Annotated in this window: 5 protein-coding genes; 1 reads left to right on the forward strand and 4 read right to left on the reverse strand. The window is 69.3% G+C overall.

Annotated features, from left to right (window positions below; genetic code table 11):
* Positions 1 to 481: BLUF domain-containing protein (locus G6024_RS06400; RefSeq protein ID WP_241728226.1), on the forward strand; the 481-nt coding region annotated here is incomplete at its 5' end.
* Between the two features lie 105 nt (positions 482 to 586).
* On the opposite strand, the gene G6024_RS06405 is transcribed toward G6024_RS06400, so the two are convergent.
* The 4 genes from G6024_RS06405 to G6024_RS06420 form a co-directional block, all read right to left on the reverse strand.
* On the reverse strand, positions 587 to 742 hold the full coding sequence (locus G6024_RS06405; RefSeq protein ID WP_096906278.1) for a DUF6131 family protein: 156 nt from the start codon (positions 740 to 742) through the stop codon (positions 587 to 589).
* Positions 743 to 836: 94 nt separating this feature from the next.
* Positions 837 to 1,499, reverse strand: a complete 663-nt coding sequence (locus tag G6024_RS06410; protein WP_159148317.1) for a TenA family protein — start codon at positions 1,497 to 1,499, stop codon at positions 837 to 839.
* Positions 1,496 to 2,116 (reverse strand): class I SAM-dependent methyltransferase, encoded by a 621-nt coding sequence (locus G6024_RS06415; RefSeq protein ID WP_069388763.1) that lies wholly within the window; start codon positions 2,114 to 2,116, stop codon positions 1,496 to 1,498. The genes G6024_RS06410 and G6024_RS06415 overlap by 4 nt, the downstream gene beginning before the upstream one ends.
* Positions 2,113 to 2,541 (reverse strand): helix-turn-helix transcriptional regulator (locus G6024_RS06420; RefSeq protein WP_159148318.1); only part of this gene is annotated, 429 nt, incomplete at its 5' end. The genes G6024_RS06415 and G6024_RS06420, both read right to left, overlap by 4 nt.

Below are 2,541 nucleotides of genomic sequence, written 5' to 3' on the forward strand. Positions count from 1 at the left end.
CGACGCCGAGCCGACCGCGGAGCAGACCGCGGTGCCGGACGAGGGCCTTCTCAAGTACCTCGTGTACACGAGTACGCCGACCAGGCAGATGGTGCCCGAGGACTTCGAGTCGATCCTGCGCACTGCCAGGCACCGCAATCGTCGCGTGGGGATCACCGGCATCCTGCTCTTCCGGGACAACTGCTTCATCCAGTTCCTCGAGGGCCCACCGGCCGAGATCGATGCCCTCCTGGACGACATCATCGCCGATGAGCGGCACCACCACCTCCGCGTGATCCTCACCGAGACGACCGTCGACCGCAGCTTCCCCGATTGGCGGATGGGATTCGGGACGCCCGGGGCCCACGAGCCAGCCGGCCTGCCCGACGAGCGCGACAGTTTCAACGACCTCGCCGCCGGTGCGGACGGGGGCACGGTGCGACGGGCGGCCGACGACGTGTCGACCTGGTTCAAGGCGAAGGAACACTCCGCCGCGTCCTGACCCGGCACAGCAGACGTGTAAATGAAGAGCGTCCGACGCACCCGCTACAAGCGGACTGTGCGCCGGACGCTCGTGCTCACCCCGGGTCAGATGTGACCCGGCGTGTCAGAACCAGTGTTTACGTCCACCGACCGCGCGGCCTGCCGCACCGAGGATGACGAGGATGACGCCGATCGCGATGAGCACGAGACCGATCGTCCAGAGGATGGGGATGTCCAAGAGGAATCCGAGGATCAAGAGAATCGCGCCAAGAATGATCATTTGTTCGTCCTTTCACCGTAATTTTTCGGGAACGACTGAGCGTACCCACGTCCCACAGAGTCCGCGACCGATCGCGCCCGGTCACGCCCGCGCCTCATCCCGTGCTGTCGAGCGCCTGCTGCCAGAAGTCGATCTCCAGCCGGGTGGCCGTGCGGAACACCTCGGTGAGCTCGTCGAGGCGGCGGTCGGTGAGCCCGCCGTCGGACAGCACGTCGAGCTGCTCGATCGCGGCGCCGGCGGCGGCGGTGAACTCCGCCCCCGAGTACTCGGAGATCCACTCGCCGTAGGGATGCTCGCCGTCGTGCTCGGCGAGCCGGGGCGCCAGGTGCGCGCCGATCTCGGCGTAACCGATCGTGCACGGGGCCAGCGCTACATGCAGGTCGAGCAGGTCCCCCGCCATGCCGGAGTCCAGCACGTACCGGGTGTAGGCGACGGTGGCCTGCTTCTCGGCGGCGGCCTCGAGTTCGGCGCGCGGGATTCCCCAGCGGTCGGTGAGCCGCAGGTGCAGTTCGGTCTCCGCGAGGATCGCGCCGGTCGCCCGGTGGGCGGCGGTGATGTCGGCGAGGGTGCGGCTCTTGTAGGCGGCGAGCGCGTTGGCGCGGGCGAATTGCACCAGGAAGTGGAAGTCCCGCACCAGGTAGTCCTGGAACACCGCGAGCGGCAGGGTGCCCTGCCCGAGCTCGGTGACGAACTCGTGTTCGGTATAGGCCTCCCACTCTGGACGGCAGCGGTCTTTCAGGGTCTCGAACAGGGTCACTCGGCTCTCCCGTCGTGGGCGGACATCAGGCGGGCGACGATCGCGCCGTGAGGTCGAGCTCCCGGCCCGGTCCGCGTGTAGGTCTCGATCACCTCGAAGTCTGCCATCCGCAACTCCTCCGACAGGGCCTCAACCGACCAGCGGTAGGCCCCGGCCACGGCGTGATCGAACCGTTCGACCTCCGCACCGTGGAAGAACCCGAGCAGTAGTCCGCCGCCGGGGCGCAGACACCGCGCCATCCGCAACAGCGTCGGTCGCACGGTGGCCGGTTCGTGGTGGATGAGCGAGTACCAGGCGAGAATCCCCGCGACCTCGCCGGGCGACCGGGGTAGCGCGTCGAGGTCACCCACCTCGAATCGACACCCGGGATGAGTTCGGCGGGCGTGACTCACGAACTCCGGTACCTGGTCGACTCCGCGCACGTCGACGCCCCGGGCCGCCAGGTGGCCCGTCCAGTGCCCTGGGCCGCAGCCTGCATCGATCAGCGGCCCGTCGAGCTGATCCGCCCAGCGCGCGACCAGCTCGAGGTCCGAGGGGTGGACCGACGCGATAGAACCGAGGTGGTCGATGTACTCCTGTGCGCGGCTCGAATACGCCGCTCCGACCTCCCCGGTCACGACGACCTCCCCCGTCGGCGACTCGGCTGTACACCCTCCCACCGGCGGAAACTGCGGGAGAAGGTCGCGGTCTCGGAGTAGCCCAGCTCGGCGGCCACCTCGGCCACCGGGACGTCGTGCACCAGCAGCTCGAGCGCCCGCTGATGCCGCACCTCGTCGACCAGCGTCCGATACGAGGTCCCTTCCGCTCCGAGGTGGCGTCGCAGGGTGCGGACATCGACGTGCAGTTCCGCCGCCACGTCCGCCATCGACGGCCAGGTTCCGCGCTCGTGCCGGAGCCGGCTGCGCACCTGGCCGGCCACGCCGACCCGCGCGAGCCTGTCGGCGAGGAGCGCGCGGCACTGCCGCTCGAACACTCGCGCCGTGTTCTCGTCGCCCTGCGGCAGCTCGGCCTCGAGGGCCTGTCGCGAGACGGTCAGCCGGTT

The sequence above is a fragment of the Dietzia maris genome (genome assembly GCF_014144855.1).
GTDB lineage: Bacteria > Actinomycetota > Actinomycetes > Mycobacteriales > Mycobacteriaceae > Dietzia > Dietzia kunjamensis.

Coding starts and splice junctions, on each gene's coding strand:
- G6024_RS06405 (WP_096906278.1), bottom strand. CDS start 742: ATGATCATTCTTGGCGCGATTCTCTTGATCCTCGGATTCCTCTTGGAC.